At 59.6% G+C, this 23,355-nt stretch carries 22 protein-coding genes and 1 pseudogene; 5 read left to right on the forward strand and 18 right to left on the reverse strand.

Annotated elements, in window-relative coordinates:
* The first annotated feature begins 235 nt into the window (after positions 1 to 235).
* On the forward strand, positions 236 to 1,180 hold the full coding sequence (locus CUN63_RS05505) for an alpha/beta hydrolase (protein ID WP_129437771.1): 945 nt from the start codon (positions 236 to 238) through the stop codon (positions 1,178 to 1,180).
* A 40-nt stretch (positions 1,181 to 1,220) separates the two neighbouring features.
* On the forward strand, positions 1,221 to 1,691 hold the full coding sequence (locus tag CUN63_RS05510) for a MaoC family dehydratase (RefSeq protein WP_046049496.1): 471 nt from the start codon (positions 1,221 to 1,223) through the stop codon (positions 1,689 to 1,691).
* 102 nt (positions 1,692 to 1,793) lie between these two features.
* On the opposite strand, the gene CUN63_RS05515 is transcribed toward CUN63_RS05510, so the two are convergent.
* The 4 genes from CUN63_RS05515 to CUN63_RS05530 all read right to left on the reverse strand — a co-directional run bounded on the left by CUN63_RS05515 (position 1,794) and on the right by CUN63_RS05530 (position 5,517).
* The gene (locus CUN63_RS05515) at positions 1,794 to 2,654 is read right to left on the reverse strand and encodes an HlyD family secretion protein (RefSeq protein ID WP_129437773.1); all 861 of its coding nucleotides are present in this window, start codon (positions 2,652 to 2,654) and stop codon (positions 1,794 to 1,796) included.
* A 10-nt stretch (positions 2,655 to 2,664) separates the two neighbouring features.
* Positions 2,665 to 2,871: a DUF1656 domain-containing protein gene (locus CUN63_RS05520; protein WP_008151119.1), complete on the reverse strand. Its 207-nt coding sequence runs from the start codon at positions 2,869 to 2,871 to the stop codon at positions 2,665 to 2,667.
* Complete coding sequence (locus CUN63_RS05525; protein ID WP_129437775.1) at positions 2,858 to 4,846, reverse strand: FUSC family protein; 1,989 nt, start codon at positions 4,844 to 4,846, stop codon at positions 2,858 to 2,860. Before CUN63_RS05525 ends, CUN63_RS05520 begins: the two co-directional genes overlap by 14 nt.
* A gap of 203 nt (positions 4,847 to 5,049) precedes the next feature.
* Positions 5,050 to 5,517 carry a PA2169 family four-helix-bundle protein gene (locus CUN63_RS05530; protein WP_129437777.1) on the reverse strand — a complete coding sequence of 156 codons (468 nt, stop codon included), beginning with the start codon at positions 5,515 to 5,517 and terminating at the stop codon, positions 5,050 to 5,052.
* A gap of 203 nt (positions 5,518 to 5,720) precedes the next feature.
* Here CUN63_RS05530 and CUN63_RS05535 point away from each other — a divergent pair, with 203 nt between their 5' ends.
* A complete protein-coding gene (locus CUN63_RS05535; RefSeq protein ID WP_096509378.1) occupies positions 5,721 to 5,957 on the forward strand; it encodes a DUF3820 family protein in 237 nt (78 codons plus the stop codon).
* A 36-nt stretch (positions 5,958 to 5,993) separates the two neighbouring features.
* Positions 5,994 to 7,175, forward strand: a complete 1,182-nt coding sequence (locus CUN63_RS05540; RefSeq protein ID WP_129437779.1) for an aminotransferase class V-fold PLP-dependent enzyme — start codon at positions 5,994 to 5,996, stop codon at positions 7,173 to 7,175.
* A gap of 2 nt (positions 7,176 to 7,177) precedes the next feature.
* Here CUN63_RS05540 and CUN63_RS05545 read toward each other — a convergent pair whose 3' ends face one another.
* The 4 genes from CUN63_RS05545 to zwf form a co-directional block, all read right to left on the reverse strand.
* Entirely contained in the window at positions 7,178 to 7,903 is a 726-nt protein-coding gene (locus CUN63_RS05545) for an intradiol ring-cleavage dioxygenase (protein WP_129437782.1), read from the reverse strand.
* Between the two features lie 342 nt (positions 7,904 to 8,245).
* Positions 8,246 to 8,911, reverse strand: coding sequence for a bifunctional 4-hydroxy-2-oxoglutarate aldolase/2-dehydro-3-deoxy-phosphogluconate aldolase (locus CUN63_RS05555; protein ID WP_008151112.1), 666 nt, complete (start codon positions 8,909 to 8,911; stop codon positions 8,246 to 8,248).
* A 17-nt stretch (positions 8,912 to 8,928) separates the two neighbouring features.
* Complete coding sequence (pgl, locus tag CUN63_RS05560) at positions 8,929 to 9,642, reverse strand: 6-phosphogluconolactonase (RefSeq protein ID WP_129437786.1); 714 nt, start codon at positions 9,640 to 9,642, stop codon at positions 8,929 to 8,931.
* The gene (gene zwf, locus CUN63_RS05565; protein ID WP_129437788.1) at positions 9,629 to 11,098 is read right to left on the reverse strand and encodes a glucose-6-phosphate dehydrogenase; all 1,470 of its coding nucleotides are present in this window, start codon (positions 11,096 to 11,098) and stop codon (positions 9,629 to 9,631) included. The genes pgl and zwf overlap by 14 nt, the downstream gene beginning before the upstream one ends.
* A gap of 239 nt (positions 11,099 to 11,337) precedes the next feature.
* Between zwf and CUN63_RS05570 the strand changes: the two genes are divergently transcribed.
* Positions 11,338 to 12,198: a MurR/RpiR family transcriptional regulator gene (locus CUN63_RS05570; protein ID WP_178082693.1), complete on the forward strand. Its 861-nt coding sequence runs from the start codon at positions 11,338 to 11,340 to the stop codon at positions 12,196 to 12,198.
* Between the two features lie 95 nt (positions 12,199 to 12,293).
* On the opposite strand, the gene CUN63_RS05575 is transcribed toward CUN63_RS05570, so the two are convergent.
* The 10 genes and pseudogenes from CUN63_RS05575 to CUN63_RS05620 all read right to left on the reverse strand — a co-directional run.
* Positions 12,294 to 13,148: a D-hexose-6-phosphate mutarotase gene (locus CUN63_RS05575; protein WP_129437792.1), complete on the reverse strand. Its 855-nt coding sequence runs from the start codon at positions 13,146 to 13,148 to the stop codon at positions 12,294 to 12,296.
* 108 nt (positions 13,149 to 13,256) lie between these two features.
* Positions 13,257 to 14,603 (reverse strand): carbohydrate porin, encoded by a 1,347-nt coding sequence (locus tag CUN63_RS05580; RefSeq protein ID WP_129437794.1) that lies wholly within the window; start codon positions 14,601 to 14,603, stop codon positions 13,257 to 13,259.
* A gap of 190 nt (positions 14,604 to 14,793) precedes the next feature.
* Positions 14,794 to 15,954 (reverse strand): ABC transporter ATP-binding protein, encoded by a 1,161-nt coding sequence (locus tag CUN63_RS05585; RefSeq protein WP_129437796.1) that lies wholly within the window; start codon positions 15,952 to 15,954, stop codon positions 14,794 to 14,796.
* A 2-nt stretch (positions 15,955 to 15,956) separates the two neighbouring features.
* A complete protein-coding gene (locus tag CUN63_RS05590) occupies positions 15,957 to 16,802 on the reverse strand; it encodes a carbohydrate ABC transporter permease (protein WP_033056821.1) in 846 nt (281 codons plus the stop codon).
* Positions 16,795 to 17,703, reverse strand: coding sequence for a carbohydrate ABC transporter permease (locus tag CUN63_RS05595; RefSeq protein WP_046056150.1), 909 nt, complete (start codon positions 17,701 to 17,703; stop codon positions 16,795 to 16,797). Before CUN63_RS05595 ends, CUN63_RS05590 begins: the two co-directional genes overlap by 8 nt.
* 155 nt (positions 17,704 to 17,858) lie before the next feature.
* Complete coding sequence (locus tag CUN63_RS05600; RefSeq protein WP_129437798.1) at positions 17,859 to 19,160, reverse strand: ABC transporter substrate-binding protein; 1,302 nt, start codon at positions 19,158 to 19,160, stop codon at positions 17,859 to 17,861.
* A gap of 117 nt (positions 19,161 to 19,277) precedes the next feature.
* Positions 19,278 to 20,537 (reverse strand): AGE family epimerase/isomerase, encoded by a 1,260-nt coding sequence (locus CUN63_RS05605; protein ID WP_129437800.1) that lies wholly within the window; start codon positions 20,535 to 20,537, stop codon positions 19,278 to 19,280.
* A gap of 227 nt (positions 20,538 to 20,764) precedes the next feature.
* On the reverse strand, positions 20,765 to 22,234 hold the full coding sequence (locus CUN63_RS05610; protein ID WP_129437802.1) for an ATP-binding protein: 1,470 nt from the start codon (positions 22,232 to 22,234) through the stop codon (positions 20,765 to 20,767).
* Positions 22,224 to 22,955 carry a response regulator gene (locus CUN63_RS05615; protein WP_008155851.1) on the reverse strand — a complete coding sequence of 244 codons (732 nt, stop codon included), beginning with the start codon at positions 22,953 to 22,955 and terminating at the stop codon, positions 22,224 to 22,226. Before CUN63_RS05615 ends, CUN63_RS05610 begins: the two co-directional genes overlap by 11 nt.
* Positions 22,956 to 23,204: 249 nt before the next feature.
* Positions 23,205 to 23,355, reverse strand: a pseudogene (locus CUN63_RS05620) (IS5/IS1182 family transposase); the annotation flags it as partial.

The raw sequence follows: 23,355 nt of genomic DNA on the forward strand, positions 1-23,355 counted from the left end.
CTTTACCTGAACCTATCCGGGGCCGCTTTTCTGTCCTTCTTCAAAACTAAAGAGCGAAAAAGCGGGGCTCCACGGACACTAGCAGCTATGGCGAATCAGGCAAATATGCGCACGGTCGACATTGATCGTGTGAATCTTGCTGCCGTGGCGTGGCCTGATCAGACGGCACGCTTTGGATGCGCTATACAATGCAACGACGCCCATGCCACATGCAGCCCTATGCAAAGGAACCGCCATGATCCACGACACTTTCTGGCTGACCGCGAGCGACCGCAGTCGCCTCTTCGTCAACCAGTGGCTGCCCGCCGCGCCTTTAAAAGCAGTGATCCTGCTGGCCCACGGCATGGCGGAACACAGTGGCCGCTACGCCCGTCTGGCGGAAAAACTCTGTGCTCAGGGTTACGGCGTCTACGCGCCGGACCTGCGTGGACATGGCAAAACTGCCGAAAACGGGACACTGGGTCATTTCGCCGACGATGACGGTTGGTGCAAGGTGGTCGGCGACCTGGCGAGCCTCAACCAGCACATCGGCCAACAACATCCGGGAATGCCGATTGTGTTGCTCGGTCACAGCATGGGCAGCTACATCGCCCAGGCTTATCTGCTGCATCACAGCGCCAGCCTGCACGGGGCCGTTCTCAGCGGGTCGAACTTCCAACCGGTGGCGCTCTATCTCGCGGCGCGACAGATTGCGCGATTAGAACGTTTGCGCCAGGGCCCGAAGGGTCGCAGCGCGCTGATCGAATGGCTGTCGTTCGGTTCGTACAACAAGAAATTCAAACCGGTACGCACGCGGTTCGACTGGCTCAGTCGCGATCCGGCGGAGGTCGATCTGTACGCCAACGACCCGCTCTGCGGCTTTCGCTGCACCAATCAGCTGTGGATCGATTTGCTCGGTGGGTTGCAGCAAATCAGCAAAGCGTCCAATCTCGCTCAGATTGATCCGGGCCTGCCGTTGCTGGTCATCGGCGGTGAATGTGATCCGGTGAGCGAAGGCGAGCGTCTGAAAGATCTGGCCGATGCGCTGCGCGCGGCCGGCAGCCAGAGCCTGCAACTGACGATTTACCCGCAGGCACGGCATGAACTGTTCAACGAGAGCAACCGCGATGAAGTGATCAATGACGTGTTGAGCTGGATCGCCCAGGCACTGAGCCACCGTCGGCCACCCAGATCGGAATAGTTTTTTTGAATTTATTTATTCGTGACAGGAATTGAAACAGATGACCCAGGTTACCAACACCCCTTACGAGGCCCTTGAAGTCGGCCAGACCGCCAGCTACAGCAAGACGGTCGAAGAGCGCGACATTCAGTTGTTCGCCGCGATGTCCGGCGATCACAACCCGGTGCACCTGGACGCTGAATTCGCCGCCGGCACCATGTTCAAGGAGCGCATCGCTCACGGCATGTTCAGCGGTGCGCTGATCAGCGCTGCCGTTGCCTGCGAGTTGCCTGGGCCGGGGACTATTTATATCGGTCAGCAGATGAGCTTTCAGAAGCCGGTGAAAATTGGCGACACGCTGACCGTGCGTCTGGAGATTCTCGAGAAGCTGCCGAAGTTTCGTGTGCGGATTGCCACTCGCGTGTTTAACCAGCGTGATGAGTTGGTAGTGGATGGTGAGGCGGAGATTCTGGCGCCGCGTAAGCAACAGACGGTGACGTTGCCTAAGCTGCCGGCAATCAGCATCGGCTGATTGCCTTAAAAGATCGCAGCCTCGTTTCACTCGACAGCTCCTACAGGGTTTTGCGATACCTGTAGGAGCTGTCGAGTGGAACGAGGCTGGGATCTTTTGAACTTAATGCCCCTCCTGCACCTGCACACTCGCCGTCATCCCCGAACTCAAATTCATCCCCTCCGGCAACTTATCAATCTTGATCCGTACCGGAATCCGCTGCGCCAGCCTCACCCAGTTAAACGTCGGCTCGACCTCTGCCAGCAACTGCCCGTCCGGCGTGGTATTGCGATCGGTAATCCCGCGGCTGATGCTTTCGACATGTCCCTGCAATGCCTCCCCCGCACTCATCAACCAGACCTTCACCGGATCGCCGACACGAATCCGTGGCAGCTTGGTTTCTTCGAAATACGCCTGCACATAGAAAGTCGAATCGTCGATCAACGCCATCACCGATTGCCCGGCATTCACGTAGTTGCCTTCGGCCAGACGCAAGTTGGTGATGTGACCGCTGCGTGGCGCATGGACCTGACTACGGGCGAGATTGAGTTCCGCAACCTTGGCTTCGGCCTGGGCTTCACGCAGTTCGCCACGGGCGATGCCGGCGTTGATTTGCGCGTTCTCGCGTAGCTCGGCACTGATGGCCTGCGGCCCGAGGGCTGCGCGGCGACTGGCTTCGCGTTCGCGCAGATTGAGTTGTTGTTGCCGGGTCTGCACCACCGCTTGAGCTTTCTCCAGCGCCGCTTCGAAACGGTCGCGATCAATGCTCAGCAATAAATCGCCAGCCTTGACCTGCTGGTTATCAAAAGCCTTGAGCTCACGCACCCAACCCGAGACGTCCGGGGCGATCACCACCACGTCGGCGCGGATCCGCGCATCCCGAGTCCAAGGCGTGAGCATGTAGTACTGCCACAAATGGAAGCCGGCAAAGATCGCCGCCGCCACCAGGCACAAGGTCACCGCGACACGTATCGGTGTACGCATTTTCAACTCCTTATAAAGGTCCGAGGACGACGGTGATCAAGGTCAATACACAGACGTACAAGGCGCAATCAAACAACGCTTCGTGCCAGATCCAGCGGCCCACCGGCGTCAGGCGCAAAAGCATGCGCAAGGCTCCAGTGACGAGCAGCGCCAGCAGCACATAAATCAGAAACGGACTGAGCAGCACACCACCCACCGACCACTCACGCAAGCCCATGGCTTTGCTCCTGTTGACGGCACCAGGCGCGCCAGCTGCTTTGCAATTGCAGCACCGCGCCTTGGGCCAGTTTCACCGCATCGCTGGGGGGCAATGCGTACAAGGTCTTCAAGAACTCTTCGCTCGGCTGCGCCAACGCCTCGGCGCGACTGCCGGCCGGGCCTTGCTCGAGGATTTTTTCCAGCTGTTCGAGATAACGCCGCTGAGGCGCACTGACCGGTGCCTGCGCCACCGCCAGACTCAAACGCAAATGCAGCAATTCGTCGCCGATGTCCAGGCCGAGCAGGCCATCGTCCCAGCGACTGCGCGCCGGTTCCGGCAACTCGGGGTAATGTCGCGCCAATTGCAGCAAGCGGTCGGCCATGCGCCCGCCAAACCAGCTTTCGGCACCGCGCAGATTACGCCGGGTCAGACGCACCAGATCGTCGAGGGTCGCCGCCAGCAAACGTCGGCCATGCCACGTCGGGTTGCGCAGGATCAACAAATGGAACGCCAGCACTGCGGCGCCGACACCGACCACGATGGATTGAGCGCTGTTGAAGAACGTCGCGACATCAAATTTCATCGCATTGAGCGGCGAGACCAGCACGATGAAGTGCAGACAAAATGAGGTGGCCGTCGCACCGATCTGCGGTTTGGCCATGCCCAGCGCACCGAGGAACAACGGCACGCCCATGCCCATGCACAGCAACGCAAAACCACTCCATTGCGGCAGCAGAATCTGCCCGACGATAAACGCGGCCGGAATGGCCAGGAAGATCCCGCGCATAAAACTCATGCCTATCTGGGCGCCATTCTCGCGGCTGGCAAACAGACTACACACCACGCACGTCAACAGCAGCGCGCCGGAGGCGGCGGGCCAGGCGGTCGCCAACCAGAAGCACGAGACCACCAGAAACGCCAGCGCACTGCGGGTACCGAACATCAGCGCCAATGACAGGTCGCGGTGTGGTGTCAGGGTTCTCGGTGGATCGACCGTTTCCTTGCCCTCCTCAACGGCGTTCAACGCGGCGCTGGCCGCCATGGCGGTATCGAGCAACAAGGTGAAGCGGGCCAGGCAGTAACTCTGTGCGCAGCTGATGTGCGGGTCGTGGGAAGCGTCGAGCAACCTCGGCCGCAGCGCTTGCAGGGTCGCGGTATCCGGGCTGTTGAGCGCCTCTTGAACCTCGGTCATCCAGGGCAACAGTTGCTCGGCTTCCTGGGGTTCCAATTGCTTCCACTGACGACGCGCCGAACGGGCGATGCGCAGCAGCATCAACAGCTTTTGGCTCAAGCCGCTGATCGCGCGTGCTCGTTGCCGCCCCAGGCTTCCTTCAAACCAGGCATGCTCGCGCTGGGCATCGACGGCGACGATTCTCCCGAGGATTTCCAGCAAGCCTTTACGCGCCTGACCATCACCGGCCAGGGTCGCACGCGCGGCGTTCATCCCACTTTGCCAGGCTGCCCGCGCCTGATCCGCCAGTTGCCGTTCGACCCGCATCGGCCAGAGCAGCGCACTGGCAGCGGTGGCGCAAAGAATGCCCAGGCAGATTTCCGTGCAGCGAGCCACGGCTTGATCGAACACCGTCAGCGGATGAGTAATGGCCGGCAGCGCGATGATCGCCACCGTGTAACCGGCCAGCACGAACGAATAGGACCAGGCGCTGCGCAGCAAGGTCGAACTCGCCGTACACAGCCCCAGCCATAACGCCAAGGCCAACAAAAACAGCCAAGGCGTCTGGGCAAACAACCCCATGAACACCACCGACATGATCGTCCCGACCAGCGTCCCCAGCAACCGCGCCAGGCCCTTCTGCACCACCATCCCGGACAAGGGCTGGGCGACGATGAACGCCGTCATCAACGCCCAGGCCGGTTGCTCCAGGCCCCAGCGTAATGCCAGCCACAGCGCCAGGCCGCCGCCGATCAACGTTTTGATCGCGAACTGTAAGGCGCGGCGGTCAGGCGCAAACAAAGCCTGCAAGGTGATAGGCACGTAAAGCTCTCTTGGAAAGACGATTTAACGGTAGGAGCTGCCGAAGGCTGCGATCTTTTGATCTTTTGATCTTGCTGTCCGGCGACCTCTATACCGTCAAAAGATCGCAGCCTTCGGCAGCTCCTACAAGGCTAATTTCATCGTTGAACGCCAGACACAAAAAAACGCCAGACTGGCTGGCGTTTTTGACAGACAACGAACGCTTACGAGCGTGCGCGAGCCTGGTTACGCAGGGCTTTTACCTGATCGTGATTGCGTTGCACGCCGTGGTACTGACGCTCAACCAGGTCACGAATGCCCACCAGGTTGTGTTTGTTGATTTTTTCGATGGCTTCTTTGTAAGCCTTCAGTGCATGGTCTTCACCCCGTTCGGCTTCGTTCAGCACGGCCTCTTCATCCTTGCCGGTGAACATCGCTTTCACGTCGACCCAGCGACGGTGCAAGTCACCGCTGACACTGGTGGAGGTTTCCGGATCGCCGCCCAGCGAACGCACCTGCGCTTGCAGTTCGGAAGCCGCAGTGGCGCAGTCGGCGGAACGCTGCATGAACAGGGATTTCAGTTCTGGGTGTTTGATGTCTTCAGCGCAAGTCTTGAACCCTTCCTGACCGTCTTTACTGGTTTCAATCAGGTCGTTGAGTACAGAGATGGCTTCTTTATTCATGTCGGTCATTTTCAATTCCTCGCGGGTTGATGAAAGATGCAATAGGTGTTGCATCCCGCATGCCAGCTTTGAATTGGTAAGTTATTCCTTAAATTTCAATTGCTTATCGATTAACGCGAAAACTGTATCCGCTTTATTTGCATGATCTGTCATTTGGCCTGCATGCAGAATGCCTGTATTTTCCAGACTGTTTGAATCAAGACGACTGACTGATGAACCCTGAAAAGCTCGAACTGCTGGTCACCCGTGAAATGCCCTTCGGCAAATACAAGGGCCGGATCATTGCCGACCTCCCCGGCCCATACCTGAACTGGTTCGCTCGGGAAGGTTTCCCCCATGGCGAACTCGGCGGCTTGCTGGCCTTGATGCAGGAAATCGATCACAACGGCCTGTCGGAGCTGCTCGAACCGCTACGCGCCAAACATGGCAAACCCGCCCCTCGCCATTGACCCGACACCCAGACCTGGCCCCTGATTGAGTAGCCCATGCCCGATAACACCCGCCGCGCCCGTGACGAAGCTTTCTGGCGAACCTTTGCCGACCGATTTGCGGTTGAACCCGGCCCGGTCAACCTCGAAAACGGGTACTTCGGGCGCATGTCGCGCACGGTGGTCGAGGAGTATCAGCGCAACATCGAACTCATCAACCGCAGCAACTCGGTGCATGTGCGCCAACGCTTCGAACAGGGCGAAAGCCTGGAGATTCGCAAACAGCTCGCCGATCTGGTGGGCGTTCCCGCCGACACTGTCGCCCTCACCCGCAACGCTTCGGACGGTCTGCAATCGCTGATCCGCAACTACAACCGTCTGACGCCGGGCGATCAGGTGCTGATGTGTGATCTGGAGTACGACACGGTCAAAGGAGCCATGCGCTGGCTGGCACGTCATCGCGGTGTCGAAGTGATCGAGATCGAACACTCGCACCCCGCCAGTTTCGACAGTTTGCTGGCCACTTACCGCGAAGCTTTCGTGCGTTATCCGCGACTCAAACTGATGGCCCTGACTCACGTCACTCACCGTTCCGGGTTGGTGATGCCGGTGCAGGCCATTGCCGCAGCCGCCAGGGAACATGGCATCGACGTGATCCTTGATGGTGCCCATGCGCTCGGCCAGCTCGAGTTCAATCTCGATAAACTGGGCATCGCCTTTGCTGGCTACAACCTGCACAAATGGATCGGTGCACCGCTGACTCTGGGCTTCATTTATATCGCCCCCGAGCGCCTGGCCGACATCGATCCGGACATGGGCGAGATGCATTTCCCGGTCACCGATATTCGCGCCCGCACGCCGTACAGCACGCCCAACATCCCGGCGCTGCTGACCTTGCCGCTGGTGTTCGAGGAACATCGGGCCATGGGCGGTTCCGCCGCCAAGGGCGCTCGGCTCAATTACCTGCGCAACCGCTGGGTGAGCGCGGTACGCGAGTTGCCGGGGATCGAAGTCATGACCCCGGACGACCCGCGACTGTATTGCGGCATCACCTCGATGCGCTTTACCCGGCATGCAGATCAACAGGCGATGGTCGAGCGGCTGCTCAAGGACTACAACCTGTTTACCGTGGCGCGCAGTGGTGCCGCGAGTGGTCCGTGCATTCGCATAACCCCGGGGCTCACTACCACCGCTGCAGACATGGATCTACTGGCCCGGGCGTTGACCGAACTGCGCTGACGTCACACGGTGTGTTTGTCGAAGTCCTCGGGCTTGATCTGCGTCGATACCGCGAAGGTGTCGATGCCGATGGTCGTGTGCCCGAAGTAGCCGTCTTTATTCGAGTCTCGACTCAGGGTGTGAACGTTCAAGGTCGAAGCTTCGCCGCCCATGTTTTCATAGAAAAAGTCTTGATCGTTGGTCAGCGGTGAAACGGCTCGACCGCGGTACTCCCTGGCGTTGAGTACCGAGCGCGAGGCCACCTCGGGAAAGTAGAGCTGACCGACCCAGGCGACATGCCGCTCTTCCAGGTAGTTGTTGCCTTCCATAATGCGTACCACGACATGAACGTGCAGGGCACGGCCGGCGTAGAACCCCGGATAGATCGTGGTAAACCGCACGATGCCGTTCTTGTCCGTAAATTGCCCGCCACGCAAGTAAGTGTCGTCGTCGGTGCGCGGGATCGAACCTATGTCGCCAACGTCGACTTCCTTGTCTGGATTGACCTTGCTCCAACCCGAATACGCCCCGCGTGCATTGCAATGCCAGATATCCACCAGAGCGTCCGTCACCGGTTGCCCCGTCATGGCATCGACGATCGTCAGCCTCAGCACCAAGGGGATGCCATCCATGCCTTCGCTGATGTTTCGTCTGATCAATTTCGGATTTCGGAAATAAGGACCCGCGATCTGTTCGGGTGAAAGCAGGTAAACCGCTGGCTGGGGTGAAACCGGAGTGTTGTCGTCCATGACGTTCTCTCTTCCATAAGATGAACGCAGGTTAACGCTGGTCGAGCAGCGAGATGCGGTAACTATGTATCGCATGATGTCGATCTGTAGCAGCTGCCGAGCTTGCGAGGCTGCGTTCGGCTGCGTAGCAGTCGTGAATCCGGCTTACGCGGTCTGCCTGACGTACCGCAATCTCTGGTTTTACGACTGCTACGCAGCCGAACGCAGCCTCGCAGGCTCGGCAGCTGCTACAAAGAGCGAGTCGACAGCCAAAAGGGGTTTCACCGGGCAAAAAAAAACGGTGCACCGACCAAGCGCACCGTAAAGCCGTAGAACACACAACGAAGTGTTTGGTAAAGCCGATCAGTCCAGCAGCGCCAATGCCTCGGCGGTGCATTCCTGAATGCGGGCCCAGTCGCCGTTCTTGATCCACTCGGGATCAAGCATCCAACTACCGCCCACGCACATCACGTTTTTCAACGCCATGTAGCTCTTGATGTTGGCCGGGCTGACGCCGCCAGTCGGGCAGAATTTCACTTCGCCAAACGGGCCGCCGAGGGCTTTGATAGCCGCGACGCCGCCGCTGACTTCCGCCGGGAACAGCTTGAAGCGGCGATAACCCAGGCCGTAGCCTTCCATGATGCCGGAGGCGTTGCTGATGCCTGGCAACAGCGGAATCGGGCTGTTGACGCTGGCTTCCAGCAAATCACGGGTGATGCCCGGCGTGACAATGAACTGCGAACCGGCCGCTTCGGCAGCCGCCAGCATGTTGCGATCCAGCACAGTGCCAGCACCGGTCACCAGTTCCGGACGCTGCTCGCGCAGAATCTGGATAGCCTTGAGGCCGAACTGTGAACGAAGGGTCACTTCCAGGGCTGTCAGGCCACCGGCCGCGAGGGCGTCGGCCAGCGGCAGGATGTCCTGCTCGCGAGCGATGGTAATCACCGGCAGGATCCGCGCCTTGGCGCAGAGGCTGTCGATCAGGGCAACTTTGTCCGCCATGGAAACGGTCGGGGATGGGGTTGTCATAGCGGCTGTTCCTTGGCTCATGGGCACCAGTAAATCTCTAACGTAGGTTGCAGAAACGCGCGAATCGGCATGGCGGCGACATCGTCACCGGCCAATGCGGCACTCAAGGTGGTCAGCTTGGACTGACCGGAAATCGATAGAACGGTGGTCTTGGCCGAGGCCAGCAGCGCGCGACTCATGGTCAGGCGCTGATGCGGCACGGTCGGCGCCAGCATCGGCCAGCAGCGACGGCTGCCGTCGACTTTCAAGGCATCGGCCAGGTTCGGGCTGTTGGGGAACAGCGAGGCGGTGTGACCGTCGTCGCCCATGCCAAGTATCAGCACGTCGATCGGCGGCAACTCCGCGAGCAAGCGATCCGCCTGTTCGGCCGCCAGTTCAAGGTTGGCCGTGGCGCTGTACAGACTCAGAAACTGAGCCTTGGCCACCGGGCCTTGCAACAGGTAACGCTTGAGCAGACCGGCATTGCTGTCGACATGCTCTACCGGCACCCAGCGCTCGTCGGCCAGGGTGACGACAACCTTGGACCAGTCCAGCGTCTGCTTGGCCAGGTGCTGGAAAAACGCCACCGGGCTGCGCCCACCGGAAACCACCAGGGTTGCGGTGCCGCGCGCGTCGATCGCGTCACTCAGTTGCTTGGCCACATTCAGCGCCAGGCCTTCGGCCAGCAGCACCGGGCTCTTGAACTCATGGGCGCTGACGCCCTGAGGCAGTTTCAATTCAGATATCGCCATACCACGACCTCCCATCCCGCGTGATCAATGCAATGGAGCTCATCGGCCCCCAGGACCCGGCCGCGTACGGCTTGGGCGCATCACCGGATTTTTTCCACCCGGCGATCAGCTGGTCACACCACTTCCACGCGGCTTCGATTTCATCTTTACGGACAAACAGGTTCTGATTGCCGCGCATCACTTCCAGCAACAACCGCTCGTAGGCATCGGGAATCCGTGCGCTGCGATAAGTGTCGGAAAAATTCAGCTGCAACGGACCGCTGCGCAGCTGCATGCCCTTGTCCAGGCCTTGTTCTTTGGTCATCACGCGCAAGGAAATGCCTTCGTCCGGTTGCAGGCGGATAATCAGCTTGTTGCTGATTTGCAGGCGCTGCTCGGGAGCAAAGATGTAGTGGGACGGTTCCTTGAAGTGGATGACGATCTGCGACAGCTTCTGCGGCATGCGCTTGCCGGTACGCAGGTAAAACGGCACGCCGGCCCAACGCCAGTTGCGGATATCGGCACGCAGCGCAACGAAGGTTTCGGTGTCGCTCTGGGTGTTGGAGTTAGGCTCTTCCAGGTAACCGGGGACCGGTTTTCCTTCGCTGTAGCCGGCGATGTACTGGCCGCGCACGACCTGAGTGGTCAGCCCTTCCGGGCTGATCGGCGCCAGCGCCTTGAGCACTTTGACTTTCTCGTCACGGATGCTGTCGGCGGACAGGTCGGCCGGCGGGTCCATGGCGATCAGGCAGAGCAGTTGCAGCAGGTGATTCTGGATCATGTCCCGCAGCTGGCCGGCCTTGTCGAAGTAACCCCAGCGACCTTCGATCCCGACCTTCTCGGCCACGGTGATTTCCACGTGGGAGATATAGTTCTGGTTCCACTGGGTTTCGAACAGGCTGTTGGCGAAACGCAGGGCGATCAGGTTCTGGACGGTTTCTTTGCCCAGGTAGTGGTCGATGCGGTAGGTGCGGTTCTCCGGGAAGAACTGCGCCACGGCGTCGTTAACCTTGCGCGAGGATTCCAGGTCCGAACCGATGGGTTTTTCCAGCACCACGCGGGTGTTTTCGGTCAGGCCGACCTTCGACAGGTTCTCGCAGATCGCGCCGTAAACGGCGGCCGGTGTCGCGAAGTAGGCAATCACCCGCTGGGCGCTGCCAGCCATTTCGGCCAGGGCGACGTAATCGTCAGCCTTGAGGAAGTCGACGTGCAGATAACTCAGGCGGGCCAGGAAGCGTTCCACCACAGCTTCGTCCAGCTCTTTGGCGCCGACGTAGCGGCGCAGCTCGGAGGCGATGAACGCCAAATGTTGCTGCTCGCTGCCAGGCTCACGGGCCAGCGCGATAATTCGCGTGTCCTCGTGCAACAGGCCTGCGCCATCGAGCTGATAAAGGGCAGGAAACAGCTTGCGCAGGGCCAGATCGCCGAGGGCGCCGAACAAGGCAAAGGTGCACGGTTCAACCGTAATCGAAGGCATGATGTTTGTTCTTTTATCAAGTTAAGCTACAAATACCTTTTTTCAAGGCATCACTCAAGGGAAAATGTAGTAATAACCACAACATTTTCGCAAAATACAGATTCCGAGTGGTGGACGGTCGGAGCCATCAGTAGGATAGGCCACCGTTACGGGCCCGATCAAAGTCCCAATTTGCATAGCCGGGGCCCTTATTTGCATTGCTCTCATGTTTGCGGAGCTAAGGAACATATATGGACCGCGTGCGAAATTTACTGGAACAGATCCAGAATCGCCTTGAAGACCTGAACAAGGCAGAACGCAAAGTCGCCGAAGTGATCCTGCTCAACCCGCAGCAGGCCACCCGGTTCAGCATCGCCGCGCTCGCCCAGGCCTCAAAGGTCAGCGAGCCGACGGTCAACCGTTTCTGCCGTTCGTTCGGCGTCAGCGGCTACCCGGAACTCAAGCTTCAATTGGCCCAGAGCCTGGCCAGTGGCGCGGCATATGTCAGCCGTGCGGTCGAGGCCGACGACAATCCGGAGGCGTACACCACGAAGATTTTCGGCAGCGCCATCGCCTCGCTGGACAGTGCCTTGCAGGCGCTTGACCCGAACCTGATCAGCCGCGCTGTCGACCTGTTGATCCAGGCCCGGCAGATCCACTTCTTCGGCCTCGGCGCCTCGGCCCCGGTGGCGCTGGATGCGCAGCACAAGTTCTTCCGCTTCAACCTGGCGGTCACCGCCCACGCGGACGTGCTGATGCAGCGCATGATTGCGTCGGTGGCGCACACCGGCGAGTTGTTCGTGATCATTTCCTACACCGGCCGTACCCGCGAACTGGTGGAAGTGGCGCGTATTGCCCGGGAAAACGGTGCTTCGGTACTGGGCCTGACGGCCGAGGGCTCGCCACTGGCCAAGGCCAGCACGTTGAGCCTGAACATTCCGCTGCCGGAAGACACCGACATCTATATGCCGATGACGTCGCGGATCATTCAGTTGACCGTGCTGGATGTGCTGGCGACCGGCATGACTTTGCGCCGCGGTGTGGATTTCCAGCCGCATTTGCGCAAGATCAAGGAAAGTCTGAATGCCAGTCGGTATCCGATTGGGGATGAGTTTAATTAAAAAGATCGCAGCCTCGCTTCGCTCGACAGCGCCTACAGGTTTACACGATCCCTTGTAGGATCTGTCGAGTGAAACGAGGCTGCGATCTTTTGATCTTACGCCCCGACCCGCGCCTGCAAACTCAAATGCGCCCTCTCCCCCGGCGCCAGGCTCAGGCTATCGGTCCCGCCGCTCGCGGCTTCAACACACACAAACTCCGAAATCTCATTCCAGCTCACCCCCAGCAACGGCCGCGAGCCCGGATGCCAAACCACCGTGTCCGCATGGTCGCCGGTATCGATGCACAACTCGCGCTGCCAGGCGTGGTCCTTGAGCTGTAATTCGCCGTCATGCTGGAACACCCGCTGACAGCCACCCTCTACCCGCAACTCGCCTTCCTGATGACAAATCTGACGGTTCAACTGGTCGTAACCCTGTGCCCCGTCGAGGCCAGACAGCGCTACCTCACCGACATCGCCAATACGCCAATACGCATGCAACGCCTGACTCAATTGGCACGGCAGGCTGTCCTGATGCTCGGTACTCAGGCGCAACTCCATGCGTTCGCCCAAGTGCGCGTGCAGGTCCACTTGCCAGTCACACAACTGAAGTTGCCAGTGCAAGCGCACGCCATCGTCATCAGTGCTGCTGTCCAGCAGCTTCCAGTCGATCAACCGTGCCCAGCCATGGGACGGCCAGGCATTTTCGCTCGGATGACGGCCATACCACGGCCAGCACACCGGAACGCCACCACGAATCGCGCCGACCTGCGGCCACTTCGCCGCGCACCAAAGCCAGGGTTTCTGGCCCTTTGGCTGGAAGTGCAGCAACTGCGCACCCTGCCGACTGAACACCGCCTGACACAGTGGATGGTCGATCACCAGCACGTCGCGCTTCTGATAGCGCTCCCACGCGAACACCGGACGTTCGCGCAAGGATTTGAAGAAGCGTTGTAGCGGATGCTCATGCATGTGCCACGGTCCTGAAAATCACCCGGGGTGCGCAGCCCCCAAAAAAAAGCGGACAGCCTGGGCTGTCCGCAAAAATGCGCACATAGAGAGGAGCTTATCGCAACAGCGTTAGAACACCGACTGAATTTTCAGGCCGGCGACCAGCGCGTTGTCGACTTCATCAACACCGCCCGGGTGAGTGATGTATTGCAGGTTAGGGCGCACGGTCAGCCAGTTGGTAACGTGGAAGCCGTAGTTGATCTCGTAGTTGTACTCGGTGGTACGCAGCGGCGAGAACAGTGGATCCTCGTACTCGGTAACACCATTGGAGGCGTTGACCAACTCAGCGTTTTTCTTCACGTCATCGTTGACATGGATACGGGCGAAACCGATTCCGACGTCATCTTTTGGACGTGCGTCGAACGGGCCTTTGTACACAAACATCAACGACTGGTAGTTGTCGACGAAGTTGGTGTCCTTGTCGTGAAAAGTGGCGTTGGCGGCAACGTTCAGACCGCGGGACGCGTCACCGTTGTGGCTGGTGAGTTGTTGCTGCGCAACGAACCAGTAGCCGTGTTTGCTATCGTGGCTGCGATAGGCGTTACCGCTGGTTGCAGCATCATTGCCGTTTTCATCCTTTCGGACGTCATCGGCATTGGCCGTGCTTTTGTAGTAACCGACACGGTATTCGCCCGGCAGGTTGTTAGGGTTAGGCAGCCAGACCAACTCGACCGGCAACACAGTGCCCGCAGTACCACTGCCGCTGAGCTTGAAGCCGTTACCGTGTTCCAGTTGCGACGGGTTCTGGTTGTAAGCACCGATCTGCGCATAGAACTCAGGCGAGATGTTGTACTTCACACGCACAGCAGCCTGCATGACCGGCCAGTTGTACCAGATGTTGGTGGCCCAGTTACCCGCCTGGGAACCGCAGAACGCCAGGTTCTGGAATTCGCACGGGAAGGTGTTGAAGTCTTCGCCTTCGCCGAAGTAACCGGCTTTGACGTCCAGTTTGCCGTCGAGGAACTGGTGCTTGACCCACAACTGGGTCAGACGGACCATATGGCCACGGCCGTAGACTTCCTGGGACGAACTCAAGGTGCCGGCACGCGGGTCGCCGACACGGTCATTGGAGATGTTCTGACCGTTACGGTTGGTGAACTGGATCTTGGCCTGGGTGTTATCCCAGCCCCACAGTTTTTGCAGGTCCAGCGCCACGCCCAGACCAAACTGGTCGGCGTAACGCGCGGTCTTGTCATCATTAAACCCGCCGTGGAGGTTGCCGCCCACTTCACCGACGTAGTCCATCTTGATGTCGATACCCTGCTCGATCAGCTTGGTCCGCTCGCCACCCCAATCACCGGTCATCCATTCGGAATCGGCGCTGAACGCGTCAGCCGCGTGCACGCTACCGGCCAACATCATTGCCGCAATGGCTGACAACTGGCAGATAAGCTGAGCGTTGTTGTTCTTCTTCATCCCTACATCCTCGTTTTATTGTTATTAACTGTTTTTATTTAACGCGGTTCACATCGGTGGCGGCGGAGGTCTCCATCCGTCGCGAATCCCCCTGTGGGAGCGGGCTTGCTCGCGAATGCGGTCTGACATTCAACAGGGATGTCGACTGATACACCGCCTTCGCGAGCAAGCCCGCTCCCACATTTGATCTTTATCTGCCTTTGAATTGGGCGACGTTGGCGCTGTGGCTCTCGGCTTTTGGCTGACCAGCCACCCCCAGGCGCTCACCGGTCTTGGCATCGAACAACAGCACTTTCGATGGATCGAATTGCAGGGTCAGGGTCTCGCCCACGGCCGGTGCAACGTCCGGCGCCAGACGGCAGCAGACTTTTGTTTCGTTGAGATTGACGAACACCAGGGTGTCGGGACCGGTCGGCTCGGTGACCTGGACTTCGGCGCGAATGATCGGCAAACCATTCGGCTCGCTGCCCGCCAAAACGATCTGTTCAGGACGCATGCCGAGGATCACTTCGCGGTCTTCAAGACCGGCGTCCTGCATGCCCAACGGCAATTCGCAGCGCGCCTGACCGCTATCAAGCAACGCCACCAGACGACCCTCCTTGCGCTGCAAACGCAGGGGGATGAAGTTCATCGGCGGCGACCCGATGAAGCTCGCCACGAACAGGTTGGCCGGGTTGTTGTAGATGTCTTTCGGCGTGCCGAATTGCTGAATGATCCCGTCCTTCATCACCGCCACTTTGTCGCCCAGGGTCATCGCTTCGATCTGGTCGTGGGTCACGTAGACCGTGGTGGTTTTCAGGCGCTGGTGCATCAGTTTCATTTCAGTGCGCATCTCGACGCGCAGCTTGGCGTCGAGGTTGGACAGCGGTTCGTCGAACAGGTAAATCTTCGGCCGCCGCGCCAAGGCACGGCCCATCGCCACGCGCTGTTGCTGACCACCGGAGAGCTGGCCGGGTTTGCGGTTGAGCAAATGTTCGATCTGCAGCAGCTTGGCTACCCGCGCCACTTCCGCTTCGATGTCGGCGGCGGGCATTTTGCGGATCTTCAAGCCAAAGGCGATGTTCTCGCGCACGCTCATGGTCGGGTACAGCGCGTAGGACTGGAACACCATGGCGATGTCCCGGTCTTTCGGGCTCATGCCGCTGACGTCCTGGTCACCGATCATGATCGCGCCGCCGGTGATGGTCTCCAGACCGGCGATGCAATTCATCAGGGTCGATTTGCCGCAACCCGAAGGTCCGACCAGGATCAGGAACTCACCGTCCTTGATCGACAGTTCGATGTTCTTGAGGGTGTCCGGCAGGCCGGGGCCATAGGTCTTGTTTACATTGCGAAGTTCGAGCGTAGCCATGATTACCCCTTGACTGCGCCGGCCGTCAGCCCGCGCACGAAATACTTGCCTGCGACCACATAGACCAGCAGGGTCGGCAGCCCGGCGATCATCGCCGCCGCCATATCAACGTTGTATTCCTTGGCCCCGGTACTGGTGTTGACCAAGTTGTTCAACGCCACCGTAATGGGTTGCGAGTCACCGCTGGAGAACACCACGCCGAACAGGAAGTCGTTCCAGATCTGGGTGAACTGCCAGATCAGGCAGACCATGATGATCGGGGTGGACATCGGCAGGATGATCAAGCGGAAGATGGTGAAGAAACCCGCGCCATCCAGCCGCGCCGCCTTCACCAGCGCATCGGGAACGCTGACATAGTAGTTACGGAAGAACAGCGTGGTGAACGCCAGGCCGTAGACCACGTGCACGAACACCAGGCCCGTGGTGGTGCTCGCCAGGCCCATCTTGCCGAGGGTGAACGAGGCCGGCAGCAGGACGGTCTGGAACGGCAGGAAGCAACCGAACAGCAGCAAACCGAAGAACAGTTGCGAGCCTCGGAAGCGCCACATCGACAGCACGTAGCCGTTCAGCGCACCGATGGCAGTGGAGATCATCACCGCCGGGACGGTGATCTTGATCGAGTTCCAGAAATACCCGTCGACAGTGCCCCAGGCCTTGACCCAGCCAATGCCGCTGACAACGGTCGGCCAGCTCAGCAGGTTGCCGGAGTTGATGTCTTCCGGCGTCTTGAAACTGGTCAACAGCATGACCACCAGCGGTATCAGGTAAAGGAATACGGCCAGGATCAGCACGCCGTAGATGGCGATGCGACTCAGGCTGATGGATGGTTTGGCAGCGAAACTAGTCATGACGCTTGGTCCTCAGCTCGGAGTACAGGTAAGGCACGATGATTGCGAGAATCGCACCGAGCATCAGAATCGCACTGGCCGAGCCCATGCCCATCTGGCCGCGACTGAAGGTGAAGGAATACATGAACATCGCAGGCAAGTCGGAGGAGTAACCCGGGCCACCGGCGGTCATTGCCGCCACCAGGTCGAAACTCTTGATCGCGATGTGGGCCAGGATCATCACCGCACTGAAGAACACCGGACGCAGGCTGGGCAACACCACTTTCAGGTAAATCCGCGGCATGCTCGCGCCATCGATCTGGGCGGCACGGATGATCGATTGATCAACGCCACGCAGGCCGGCGAGGAACATCGCCATGATAAAGCCCGAGGCTTGCCATACCGCAGCGATCACCAGGCAATACACCACGCGGTCCGGGTCAATCAGCCAGTCCAGGCGAAAGCCTTCCCAGCCCCAGTCACGCAGCAATTTGTCCAGGCCCATGCCCGGGTTGAGCAACCACTTCCAGGCGGTGCCGGTGACGATCATCGAGAGCGCCATCGGGTACAGGTAAATGGTGCGAATGAAACCTTCGCGACGAATGCGCTGGTCTAGAAACACCGCCAGCAGCACACCGATCACCAGGGTGATGCCGATGAACATGCCACCGAAAACCGCCAGGTTCTTGCTCGCTACCCACCAACGGTCGTTGTCGAACAGCCGCTCGTATTGCGCCAGGCCCGCCCATTTGTAAGTCGGCAGGAAGGTCGACGTGGTGAACGACAGGACAAACGTCCAAAGGATATAGCCATAGAAACCCACCAGGACGATGAACATGCTGGGCGCCAGCACCAGTTTGGGGAGCCAGCGCTGCAGTGCATCGAACGGCGAGGCCTTGCTGAACACAGCAACAGAACTCATGGGAAGATCCCGTACGAAGAGAAAGGAATACAAGCGCATTTCCCTTGTGGGAGCGGGCTTGCTCGCGAAAGCGGAGTGTCAGACAACACTGCATGAACTGACACGACGCCTTCGCGAGCAAGCCCGCTCCCACAGGAGGGGATGCGCGCTAACGGTTACTTGGCAGCTTTGACGGCCGTGCCGAGCTGCTTGGCGGCAACGGCAGGATCGGCTTTCGGATCGTTGATGAAGTTGGTCACGACATCAAAGAACGCACCTTGTACCGCCAGCGTGGTCGCCATGTTGTGCGCCATGCTCGGCTGCAGGCCGCCGGACTTGGCGTCCGCCAGGAAGTCCTTGGCAGCGGTCTGGGCGCAAGAGTCGAAACCGTACTTGCCCATGTCGTTCAGCATGTCGATTCGAACCGGAATCGAGCCCTTGTTGATGCTGAAGACTTTCTGGAAGTTCTCACCGAGCACGACCTTGGCAATGTCCTGCTGAGCGGCAGCAGTGCCCTTGTCTTTCTGCTTGAACACGGCCAGGGAGTCGATGTTGTAGGTGAAGGCCTTGTCGGTGCCCGGGAAGGCTACGCACTCGTAGTCCTTGCCGGCGACTTTCTTGGCCGCTGTCCACTCGCTCTTGGCCCAGTCACCCATGATCTGCATGCCGGCCTTGCCGTTGATGACCTTGGCTGCTTCCAGGTTCCAGTCCTGGCCTTTGCCGTCGGCGTCCATGTAGGTCGCGACTTTCTTCAGCTCGGTCAACGCCTTGACCATTTCAGGGCCGGTCAGTGCAGCGTTGTCCAGGTCGACCAGGGCTTTCTTGTAGCCGTCGACGCCCATGACCGAAAGGACCACCGCTTCGAACACGGTGCTGTCCTGCCAAGGCTGGCCGCCGTGGGCAAGCGCAATGAAGCCCGCAGCCTTGAGCTTGTCACCGGCCGCGTAGAATTCCTGAAGGGTGGTTGGCGCTTTTTCGATGCCGGCTTTCTTGAAGACTTCCGGGTTGATCCACAGCCAGTTGACACGGTGAATGTTCACCGGCACGGCCACGTAGTCACCCTCGTACTTCACGGTATCGGAGACTTTCTTGTCGAGCAGGCTGTCCCACTTCTCTGTTTTGGCAGCGTCTTTCAAGACGTCGGTGTCGAGCAGACCGGTAGACGCCCATTCCTGGATGTCCGGGCCTTTGATCTGCGCTACGCCCGGCGGGTTACCGGCAACGGCGCGGCTTTTGAGTACGGTCATGGCCGTAGCACCGCCGCCACCGGCGACTGCGCCGTCCTTCCAGGTAAAGCCGTCTTTTTCGACTTGGGCCTTCAGAACATCGACCGCGGCCTTTTCACCACCAGAGGTCCACCAGTGAACGACTTCCACCGAACCTTTGGAATCGGCGGCAAGCGCACTCAGCGGGAATGCAGACACCGGAAGCAGTGAGGCGAGAGAAATGACAGTAGCGAGGCGAGAAATCGCATTCATCTAGTAGTACCTTTCTTGTTGTTATGCATGCAAGTCTGGTGCTTGCGCTGCATAGGATTTTAAACAGGAGTGACCCCTTCGCAGGTAACGAAGGGACGCTCGAATGTCACCACATGGTTACACAGGAGCGCTCTGGGATAGCTGTGCCAAGGCAGTCGCCATACTCGGCGCCAGAGGCAATCGCGGGATCTGTACGGCTTGCCAGGCGTGATAAAGGTCGGGTTTACCGGCCCAGATATCAGCGCTCGGGCGATTCTGCGGATCGAGTTCGTGGTGCCAGCTGCCGCTTTCGCGGTCGATGAAATGGCTGTCGCAGAATTCCCAAAATAGTCGGTACCAGCTTTCGTACTGCGCATCGCCTGTGCGTTTAAGCAGCGCACTGGCGGCGGCGCTGGCTTCGCAATGGGTCCAGTGCAGGCGATGGCGAACCACGGCGCGATTGTCCCAGTCGAGGGTGTAAACAATCCCCGGCGCCCCGTCGACATCCCACCCGTGACGGCAGTTGTGGTCGAAGAGTTTTTGCGCGTCGGTGGCGAGCCAGCCCGGCGTCAGCATCCCGGCCTTAACCCGCGCCGCTTCAAGATGCAGCATCAACCGGGACCATTCGAAACCGTGGCCCGGCGTGGTGCCGTAGGGGCGAAAACCATCGGCCGGGTTGTCGTGGTTGTATTCGCGCAAGGGTTGCCAGTCGCGGTCGAAATGCTCGACCACCAGATAATCGTTGGCAGCGGCGTGACCGTGGATGACGCGCTCGACAATGCGCTGGGCGCGGCACAGCCAACGGTTGTCGTCGGTGACATCAGCCAACGCGAGAAAGGCTTCGGTGGCGTGCATGTTGCTGTTGGCGCCGCGATAGCTTTCCTCTTCACTCCAGTCGCGGTTGAAGGATTCGCGCATCGCGCCCTCCTCCTCGCTCCAGAAATGCGCGTCGATGATGTCGATGGCATCGTCGAGCAAGGCCTGCGCGCCGGGACGCTGAGCGACAACCGCAGAACTGGCGGCCAGCGCGACGAAGGCGTGCAGGTAAGCCGCCTTGCCGGTGTTGCCGTCGCGATGTTCGGGGGCAGCGAACCAGCCACCGTGTTCGGCGTCACGCAATGGGCCGCTGAGGGCTTTGACGCCGTGATCCACCAGCCCCGCAAAACCCGGCAAGCCCTGAATGTGGGCCATGGCGAAGCTGTGGGTCATGCGCGCGGTGTTCATGGTTTCGGCGTGGGCGTTGGCCGGGAGGCAGCCCTTTTCATCGAGATTGCCGAAGCCTTCGGCAAGCTTCGAAGCTTTGGCAAACGCCAGCAGGCGCAGGCCTTCGGCGGCGAGCCATTGCTGATGGGCGGGTGCGTTCAGCCAACTGCTGAAAGCGGGTTGGAAGGTGTCCATGGGGTGCCTTTTTTGTTGTTATGACTGGGGGCAGTCTAAACAACGGGCGGTGGCGGGCTTGTAACGAAGGGGGCGAGTTATGTCACCGACTTGTGACATTCAGCCTGAGGAATGTGTTGAAAAGTCTGACGCCTTCGCGAGCAAGCCCGCTCCCACATTGGATTTGTGTACGACGCAAATCCAGTGTGGGAGCGGGCTTGCTCGCGAAGAACGATAACGCGGTGCCGCTAATCAACACTGCGCGGCAATTGCAACGTCACCCGCAACCCACCCTCACGCAAATTCTGCAGGCTGACCTCCCCCCCATGGCTATGCGCAATATTTCGCGCAATCCCCAACCCCAATCCATAACCCTGTTGCTGCCCGGCCAGGCGGAAGTGCGGCTCGAACACCTGCTCCATCCGCTGTTCCGGTACGCCTGGGCCTTCATCGTCTACATGCAGGATGAACGCACTCTGGTCGTCATCAATGTGCAGATGCGCTTTCTGCCCATACTTCAAGGCATTGTCGATCAGGTTGCCGATGCAACGCTTGAGCGCCAGCGGCTTCCCCGGATACGCCGCCAGCGCACGCCCTTGCTGGGTGACGCGACCATTGCCGTTGGGTGCCAGATACGGCTCCACCAGACAATCAAGTACATGGTTGAGGTCCACCGGCTCGATATTTTCGTGGATGTCGGTGTCTTTCACGCATTGCAGCGCGCCTTTGACCAGCAGCTCCAGCTCATCCAGATCCCGCCCGAACTTGGCTTGCAGCGTTTCGTCTTCGAGCAATTCAACCCGCAGCCGCAAGCGGGTAATCGGCGTGCGCAGGTCATGGGATATCGCGCTGAACAACTGGCTGCGCTCGGTCAGGTAACGGCTGATACGTTCGCGCATCGCATTGAAGGCGCGGCCGACTTCGACCACTTCACTGCCGCCGCCCTCGGCCACTGGCTCGACTTCCGCGCCGAGGGACATGTCCCGTGCTGCCCGCGCCAAACGCTTGAGCGGCCGGCTCTGCCAGTGCACCAGAAGACCAATGAACAACAGCAAGAAGCCGCTGGTGAGCACGATGAACCAGACTTGCTGCGCCGGCAGGCCTTGTTCTTCAAGGCTGGTGTAGGGCTCGGGCAACAGCGAGGCGATGTACAGCCACTCGCCCGGTGCCATCTGGATTTGCGTGACCAATACCGGTGGGTTCACCGGCTCCAGGGTCAGCGCGTAATGCGCCCAGGAGCGCGGCAATTCATCGAGTTTCAGCCCGCTGTTGAAGATCCGCAGGTCTTCGGGGCTGACGAACGTCACCGAAATATCGGTGTCCTGGCCCAGGGACTGGCGCAACACTTCGTCCACCGCTTTGAGCACCGCTTCCTTGCGCGGGGTGATCGGCAGCACTTCCATGCCCAAGGGTTTGTCGTTGAGCGTCACCACAAAACGGGTGCCGCCCATGCTGCGCAACTGGTCGAGTACCAATGGCCGAAACGCTACCGGCAAAGAGCGGAAGTAACTGACGCTGGCCGTCATCGAATGAGCGAGGCTTCGGGCGCTGGTGACCAGGCCTTCAAGTTGGGTAGCGCGCAGTTGCGAGACCCAGATCACGCTCGACAACGTCTGGGCGAACAGCACCGCCAACAGCGTCAGCAGCAACATCCGCCCGAGCAGAGAACGCGGCACGGGAATCCGTGCGGCGAGCTTGCGGAAAAACTCAGTGGCCATTGCTGGCAACCACATTGGCGGCCAGTTGGTAGCCGCTGCCACGCACGGTACGGATCAGCCGCGGTGGTTTTTCGGTGTCGCGCAGACGCTGGCGCAAACGGCTGACGGCCATGTCGACGATGCGATCCAGCGGCATCAAATCACGACCACGGGTGGCGTTGCCGATGGTGTCGCGGTCGAGGATTTCCTGGGGGTGATCGAGGAACAGTTTCAGCAGCGCGAAATCGGCACCGGAGAGAATCACTTCTTCGCCGTCGATGTGGAACAGTCGGTGGCTGACCATGTCCAGCCGCCAGTCATCGAAGGCCAGCACCTCACTGCCGGAACGTTCCTGACCGAACTGCGCGCGACGCAACAAGGCTTTGATGCGCGCCTGCAATTCACGCGGGCTGAAGGGTTTGCCGAGGTAATCGTCGGCGCCCAATTCCAGACCGATGACGCGGTCGGCCTCGTCGGAACTGGCGGTGAGCATGATGATCGGCACCTGCGCCTGACGTGGGTGCTGACGGATCCAGCGGCAGAGACTGAAACCGTCTTCGTCCGGGAGCATGACGTCGAGGATCACCAGATCGCTCGGTGCCTCGTTCATCGCCTGACGAAAGCCTGCGCCGTCGGGCGTGGTTCGCACCTGAAAACCCGCGCGAGTCAGGTAGGTGTCCAGCAACTCGCGTATCTCTTGATCGTCATCGACCAACAAAATCGACTTGTTGACTGAGCTCACAGGGGCGGCATCCTTGTTGTTTGAATTGGGCGGATTATGCCTGATGGACCTTGGATATTTGTTGCCTGTTCTGGCCTCATCGCGAGCAAGCTCGCTCCCACTAGGGAAGGTCTGAAGTACCCACCGATTTTTCATGCCCTCTCTGCTTGAGGTTCAAAAAATCATGAGTCGGTCGAAAAACAGGCCTTTCCTGTCCTTAATTCATGGTTCTTTCCTCTAGTCGCGCTGCTTCAGGGCGATCAGCCTGCATTACAGACGCACCTCGCCCATACCCATCAACCGTTTTCGCACCATCCACAGATTCGACAAAGCGAACAAGGTTGTCTGTTGAGCGATGTTTTTCGACAAGCCACGAAAGCGCACTTTCGTATAGCCAAACTGGCGCTTGATCACGCGAAAC

Origin of the sequence: Pseudomonas sp. ACM7, from assembly GCF_004136015.1 — a bacterium.
Lineage (GTDB): Bacteria > Pseudomonadota > Gammaproteobacteria > Pseudomonadales > Pseudomonadaceae > Aquipseudomonas > Aquipseudomonas frigoris.